The organism is Enterococcus sp. C57, assembly GCF_040887305.1.
GTDB classification, from domain to species: domain Bacteria; phylum Bacillota; class Bacilli; order Lactobacillales; family Enterococcaceae; genus Enterococcus_B; species Enterococcus_B hirae.
On record NZ_JBFOFP010000002.1, the window covers coordinates 422,288 to 429,712 of the forward strand.

A 7,425-nucleotide genomic window follows, 5' to 3' on the forward strand; every position below is an offset into this window, starting at 1 on the left:
AAAAAGAAGACTGATCAATTTACCAGTCTTCCATTTTTTCACCTATCGATTTTTCCTTCACCTCATCAAAAAAGCTTGCTTCTGCTTCTAAACTTTTAAGATTATTGTCTTCTTGGTTGATTCCATTGATTAATGGTTCATAATTTGCTAGCAATTCTTGATCTTGTTCTTGATCAAAATAGGCTTTTTCAGCTTGCGCAAATGCAAGTTCATCCAAGTTATCCACGGTCACATTTAGATTATCCATCATTTCAGGATTCTGTGGTTCATCAAACTCCTCTTTCTCACTTTGCTCAATCGTAGCTAATGTTTCGGTGTCGATTGCTAATTCTGGTTCTGGCGGTAGCTCTTGTTCCAGTGGTTCGAGAGTTAGCTCATCTGATTCTGCCATTGAACGATCTTCTGGATCTTCTATAGGAATTTCCGTTAATATATCTGCCATTGCTTTATCATCAAAAGGCTCATCAATGATTGATTCTTCCTTTTCTGATTGCTCATTGGCATCTTTCTCTTCATTGGCTTCTTGATAGATAGAAGACTCTATTCCTTCATTTTCACCTTGCTTAAATAAAGATTGAATGCCTGGCTTTATCCCAGTAAATTGTCCATTTTCATCAATAAAATGTTCTTTACCTAAGTTTAAGGCTTTATCTGGCAAAATAGCACTCGCCCCATTTAAAGCCATTCCTAAATTGCCAGTATATGCTCCTGTCGCCATCTGTGCGGTTCCTACACCAATTTCACCGATCCGTTCTGCTCCTGCTCTCATTTTTTCATTCACTTGTTTTTCAAAGATTGGCTGTTGGATTTGACCATCTGAGAAAAAACGTAAAATTCGATAACGATTTTTCCATAGTGTCTTGATTACCACGATTTTTACCACGATCATCATTAATCTTGTTCCTAATAAAACAATACCACCTGATAGAACGTTGATTAAACTTTCATTGACTGTTTCCGCCACATTTAAAAATACTTGATCCACTAATTGATTCATCCAAAAGAGTACCGAAAGAAAGACACCGTAAATAACTGGCATAAAGGAAACGCCAACAAGTGCCTTAAAGAATTTAAAAAGCAACATTTGACAACGTGGAAAAAAGGAAGCTAGTGCGATAACTGGAAACGCAAGAATTAATAGATTAATCATCATTTGTATCACCGTCAGCATTATACTCACGTATAAACTAGGTAAGGCTAATACAATAAGATTGAATACACCAATCCAAATGGCAAAACTCTTTTCCATCGTTTTTACTCCATCTTGGGCAAAGTAGGAATTTTCCTTTTCTAAGGAAGCAATATATTTTTCACGTTCTTTCTTGAATTTTTCTTTTCCATTTTCTGATAAACCAGGCTCTTGTAATAATTTTGTCTCATCTAGTTTTTCTCCATTTTCCATGGTGCCATCTAAAGAACCACTATTCACGTAGTTAAAAGTTTGTTGAATGGTTGCATCAAATATCGTACTTTGATTTGAACCTGTTTCATAACTTGTGCCAGATAGAAAATTACTGCGAATTGACGTAGCCATGCTATTTAGCGATTTCACGACAAAGATTGGTACGTCATGTTGTTGTGCGTGATTGTTAGCGATACTTATTTGACTAAACCAACCAAAAAACAATAAAAAAACCACTAGGTAATGCAATAAAGCTTTAGAGAAATTATGCCGATTGGAAAAGAAATTGACTAATAAATAATAGGCACTCACAATCATTGCTAAGCCCATCAACGTTCCAGAACCAAAACGAGTACCGCCAAAATTCTTTAAGATTTCTACTGACATCTCATAAGCTTCTGTTTGTTTCGCAATAAAAAAATCTGATTGATTCAGTACACTTTCACAAAATAGAAAGAAAGAGACACATAGCTTCAATATAAAAAAAGGAACGCCCACAAAAAACCAGTTCACAGCTTGCCAACCTTTATCCAACAAACCGCCACCAGCCATATACGCATCGTAGCTATCAATTAAATACTTCATTCCTTACCTCCTTCCTATAAAGCAAATCGATTTTCCATTACTGAAGCATCTGAATCATCGACTGTTTTAAACAATTCTAGCCATTCTTCAAATAATACATGAACCACCACACGGTTCACTTGATTGAACATGTCTTTTAACAAACACTGCCCTTGAACCATATTGGAAACCCACTTCATGTTCTGCTCATTATTAAGTAAATTTAAATAATCTAAAATTCCTTCACGATTTTGAACTTCATCAAAACAAATCACCGTTCCAAATCCTGTACCGTCTTCTTTATCATCTAAATCATTAACAGATTGTGTGATCAATACTAAGAAATTATTGAAGGATCGCCCAATCCGTTTCATAGACTTCAAAATGGCTTTCCCTTCTGGAGACGATTGGAAGATCCAACTCTCATCAAAAAAGGTGACCGTTTCCTGTTTGGGATTACGTGATCCAAATTTTGAACAAAACGTTCCTAACGCAAACATCAAAGTAACGGATAATCGCTTGTTTTCATCCATGTGTTCATTCTTATCAGTCGGCAAATCTAAGTCTTCAATTTCTAAAATTGTGACTTTCTTATCAAAGGAAAGACCTGGTACTTCTCCATGAGAGAAAGCTAATTCTAAAATTGATCCCCGTATCGTTGATATCAAAAAGCGCCCCATATCCTTAACATCAGGTATTTCACTTTGAGCTAAACGTTCAATCACATGCCAAAACCCTACTTTTTTTCCTATTTTTCGTTCATTGACTACCTCTGCAATGGTTTCGTTAATTTCAGTTTTTTGTTTTAAGTTCCAGGTTCCCTCATAAATATTGGTCAACATCGCTTTTGCCGTAGCAATCGCTTCCGTCTCATCAAATAAGACAATTGGATCTAACACACCGCTATTTTTTTGATCACGAACATCCAAGGTCACAAAATTAAAAGAACGAACAAATTCAGCATCTAAAGGATAATTTTTTTGATACAGCGGATCGTTGATTGTCCGCATAAATTGTCGACGCATTTCTTTTTTCGGATCGATATATAAAACATGATCTTTTAAGGTGGCACATTCCATAAACAACTTTTTAGCAGTCACTGATTTTCCGTTCCCCGTATCCCCAGTTAGTGCCCAATGAGGATTGTTAGTTTTTTTACCGATCACATCTTGTTTGTTCGCTAAGAACATATTCATATAGATCAGATTTTTCGAGTTTAAAAGCACGCTTTGTCGATCTTCTTTTTCTTCTAAGGTGGTATCTACTCGACCAAAGTAATATCCTAAATTGGTACCTGCTTTTAAAGAAGTAAAGAAATTCAATTCTGCAAAAGTTTCTAAGGTTGTTGTATGTTGCCAACGCTTATCTTTAAATCGCATAAAGTTACCAAACAAGGTGGACTGAAATAAATAAGGATCATCGAAAGTTGCCTTAATCAATGGAATCCCTAAACTATCAAAACGATTAATTAGATATTTTTTACGTGCCTGCATTTGCTTTTTGGTACTGCCACATACGACCAAAACCGCTGTCCAGTCAATAATGTCAATGCCATCATCAATTTTTTGGTCTAAATCATCTAAAGCGAGTTGTCCTTCAACAATTTTTCTTTTTTGTTTCGATCCTGCCAAGTGAGCTTCTTGCATGATATTTTTTGTTCGAGTTCGTGCACGTGACGAACGCCCCGAAAGAGCTAATTGACCTTTGCTTTCAGCAAAACTTGCTTGCAATTTCACTTCCACAGGAAAAGGCATTTTTTGGACAATTTCTAATAAATGATTGCCATCAAGAAATACGCCAATATCACCAACAGGTAGGTATGAAACATAACTTTCACCAAACTCACAATTAAAATGTAATCCTCCTTGAAAAATCGATTTAATTTTTGTTGCCATTAAATTGTCTAAATTTTGGCTAGCTAAGATATCTTGTTTTTCATGAGGAATGTTTTTTAAAAATTGATAGGCTTGGTAGTAATACAGTTCATCTTCTGACAAGCGTTCAACTAATAGTTCCGATAAATTTTGGTAGACTTCCATTTCCTGTTCCTGGAACTCTTGGTACCAAGTCTCATTTAATTCAATCGCAAATCCTAAACCCGTAATGATTCTCTCAGTCGCATGGTTCACTGCTTTTGAAATATTTTCTCTCAGGTCAATCGCAATTTCTTTTTTTACTAAAGGCACGCCAATAATCCAAGCATATTCATAAACCATTCCCATTTCCTGTTCTAAAGTCACAGCGGTTTTCATTAGTTTATCAATAGCAACCGCATAGTTTTTAGGGTCAACCAGGGAGCGCATGGCTCCCATCTTCCCTCGAATATCCGCATTCACTGGTAAAAGATTGATTTCAAATCCTTCTCCATTTTTCAGGCGTTTCAATGCACGTGCTACTTTTTTCTTGGTTTTTTGTTTCTTTTCAAAATCCGTCAGCATGACTGTTTCCGAACGGATTCGATAGTAAGCAATCGCTTGTTTTTCTTGTGTTAGAATGACATTCTTATGGGTATATTCCAACAAAGGGTATTCTAAATGCATGTCATCTTCCTTTCTATTTTTTATCGTCTAAATGAAAATTCTGTTGTTTCATGGATTCGCTCGAACCCTATCATTGGTCGTTGATCCATTACATCGTTTTTGAAGTAAAGAAGCATATCTTTTAAATAAACATTGGCTGTTTTACCATCTAATTCCGTTTCTGCATACCAACGTGCTATTTTATTGGGAAAATATAGCATGAGTAAAAAATTAAAATTAATATTAAAAAATGTTGGTAAGGGCATTTTTTGCCAAAAACAGCCAAAAATCACTAATCCTAAAATCAGCGTGAGTAGATAGGAAAGACTCAAAGGTTGTGCAAAGACCCACAGTGTTTTTCCTTTTGGGGATCGAATAACTTGAATGGAATAGGGCGCTTTTAATCCACGTGCATAATCATAATGATTCATTTCTCGCCCTCACATCTTGATTCCAAATAATCCAAGAAACCACTTCATGACTGTAAAAATATTATTTCCTTGATTTGTCGCAAAATCGTTTAAAATCAATGCGATCAAAATCACTGAACCAATTTTCAACCACTCTGCCCCACGCCAATGTTTAAAAATTAGCACAATCACCGCAAAACTTAACAACGTAATAAAACCTGACTTCATAAAACTATCTAAATTCGAGACATTCATAATTTAATTTCCTTCCTTTTCTGTAAAATAATGTTTTAATGTATTCACAAAATATGAATTTTCCGTTTGACTTAACCAGAGAGTAAAATCTTCAGTGTGCACGAGACCAGTTGTTTTGTCAGCAAACACTACTGACACTTGAACGCCTTGTACACCTTTTTGTTTTGTTTCAAAATAACGGATATCATTTTGTTTTAACTCCAATAACGTAGTGTCTCCTGTCGTTATGACTGGCTCTTTCATTAACAACATGAGTTCCTGTTTGTTTGCCGTTGCATATTTTTCAAAAAATAGCTTCAAGAATTTTTCAACATTAGCTTTTTCATCTGTTGTTACTTCTACTTCTTTTCCATCTTGTTGCATTGGCTCAGTTTTTCCTTGTGGCAAAGTCGTTCCTAGAAAATAAGGACGACCAACGATTGAAAAGAGGTTCTTCTGGGTTTTGATCGGTAAAACCATTTCTTGATTCAATTGTTCTATTTTGTCTTTTTGTTTACTCTCATACGAAACATTTAAATAAACTAAGAGACAGTCCTTTTCTGTTAACACTCTACTTAAGGAAACCTCTTTCAACTGACGAACAATTTCTAATTGTTGATTACTACTTTCATCAATGGATTCGACATCAATTGATAAATAATTTGACAAACGTTTTAAACGCTCGCTTTTTTCTTCTTCACTTGCTGTAGTATCCATATTCAAGTACTCTTTAGCAAAACGGGTGACATAAAAAGAAAGCGCTGAATAATCATACGCTTCTTCATGACTTACTCCTTGTTTTTTAAGAATAGCTAATTGATCCACTTGTTTGGATAGTTGATCAAAATTTGTTGCCACAACATTTGCTCGAATTACTCCAATAGTCGAAGCGATCACCAGCAAACAAACCCCAGTAAAAACCACTTTATTCGCTTTTTGTTGTGACAATTTTTTCACTTTCGGACGTTTCTCTTTTTTCTCCTTTTTCTTGATCTTTTTTAAATTCATAGTTCCTCCTGGTTTCTTATTTTTAGGCAAAAAAATAGACCTAGTTATACTTGAATTTCCAAGGAAATAACTAGGTCTATATGCTATAATAGTTGAGACAGTAAAGTTTATGCGGTGGCTAATCCCTAATCCCAATAGAAATGGGGTGATGCCTATGTTGATTTGTGGCTTGATCCCTAGAAAGGAATAAGCTTGTCTGTTTTTGAAGCGCTAATGTTTGCGATAGCTTTTGCAACGTTAGTTCTGACAATCAGCAATCACAAAAACGACAAAAAATAACCGCAATTTAAACTTAGGCAGTTTAACGGTTATTTTTTGTAAATATAATTAAACTGAGCCACCGTCTTAAACGGTGCTGTCAAAAGGGAACTGTTAGCGCAGTTCCTTTTTTCATGTTCATTATAGCATAGCTTTATTCATTTTTTCAATTTTTTAAGTGATATAACCTGAATCCAACGAAAGCAATGGATAGGAAACCTACAAGCATCACTAAAATACTTTGTTTATTTCCTGTTTTAGGTAATTCTTGTGGTGTCTCTACCTTTTTCTCAGGTTGCTTTTCTTTTGGTTTTTCGGGTGTTTTGAAGGTAACAGTCTGTTCTTTATTCGTAAGATCGTCCTCACGTCCTACTTCATTTTCTTTTTCTTGTTCATAATATAAAATATGCGTAGCTGTTAACTGTTCGCCGTTTTTTAACATATTCGCTTTTAAATCCAAGAAAACTTCAAATGTATCTTCTTTGTTCTTTGGAGTGTAAGTTGATGTCGCTTCACTGACTACTTCTCCTGTTTTCGTATTCTTATATTGCGTAAAAACAGTATAAGTGTGTCCGATTTCGATTGCCTCGCCTTTGACCCACACCACATCTTTCAACTGATTGTCTACTGTTGGATCAAGTGTTTTTTCGCCAGCGCTATCGGTAAATAAAGAGGTCAACTCTAATGGTTCCCGTTCATTGTAGGCTTCAAGAACAAGTAGTTCGCCGTCCTTTTCAACCGTGACAGAAAAATCCATTGGTTCTTCTAATGGTAAATAGCCTGCCAAAGGTTCCACTTCAACAAATTTATAGTTGCCATAAGGTAGTGCCTCTACATTGATTTTCCCTTCTTTATCAGTCAAATATTTTTCAACTAAGATTTCAGTCAATTCTCCATTTTCATCCGCTACTATGTTGTATAAATGAAATGGGACATTTTCTATTGGTTGTTCATTCAACCGATCTCGCTTGATCAATTGGATATTTTGACGAGCTAATCGATTCGGAATTTCTAAACGAATCAAGGCATC

The 7,425-nt window shown here is 35.4% G+C and carries 6 protein-coding genes; all 6 read right to left on the reverse strand.

From position 1 onward, the window contains the following. Positions 1-19: 19 nt before the first annotated feature. Entirely contained in the window at positions 20-1,987 is a 1,968-nt protein-coding gene (locus tag AB5M32_RS03790) for a hypothetical protein (RefSeq protein WP_368024331.1), read from the reverse strand. Positions 1,988-2,001: 14 nt separating this feature from the next. Then, positions 2,002-4,506 carry an ATP-binding protein gene (locus AB5M32_RS03795; RefSeq protein WP_368024332.1) on the reverse strand — a complete coding sequence of 835 codons (2,505 nt, stop codon included), beginning with the start codon at positions 4,504-4,506 and terminating at the stop codon, positions 2,002-2,004. A 20-nt stretch (positions 4,507-4,526) separates the two neighbouring features. Beyond that, positions 4,527-4,916 carry a conjugal transfer protein gene (locus tag AB5M32_RS03800; protein WP_368024334.1) on the reverse strand — a complete coding sequence of 130 codons (390 nt, stop codon included), beginning with the start codon at positions 4,914-4,916 and terminating at the stop codon, positions 4,527-4,529. A gap of 9 nt (positions 4,917-4,925) precedes the next feature. Beyond that, positions 4,926-5,150, reverse strand: coding sequence for a hypothetical protein (locus AB5M32_RS03805; RefSeq protein WP_368024335.1), 225 nt, complete (start codon positions 5,148-5,150; stop codon positions 4,926-4,928). A 3-nt stretch (positions 5,151-5,153) separates the two neighbouring features. Continuing rightward, positions 5,154-6,137 carry a conjugal transfer protein gene (locus tag AB5M32_RS03810; RefSeq protein WP_368024336.1) on the reverse strand — a complete coding sequence of 328 codons (984 nt, stop codon included), beginning with the start codon at positions 6,135-6,137 and terminating at the stop codon, positions 5,154-5,156. A 424-nt stretch (positions 6,138-6,561) separates the two neighbouring features. Further along, on the reverse strand, positions 6,562-7,425 hold an 864-nt coding region (locus AB5M32_RS03815; RefSeq protein ID WP_368024337.1), incomplete at its 5' end, for a SpaA isopeptide-forming pilin-related protein.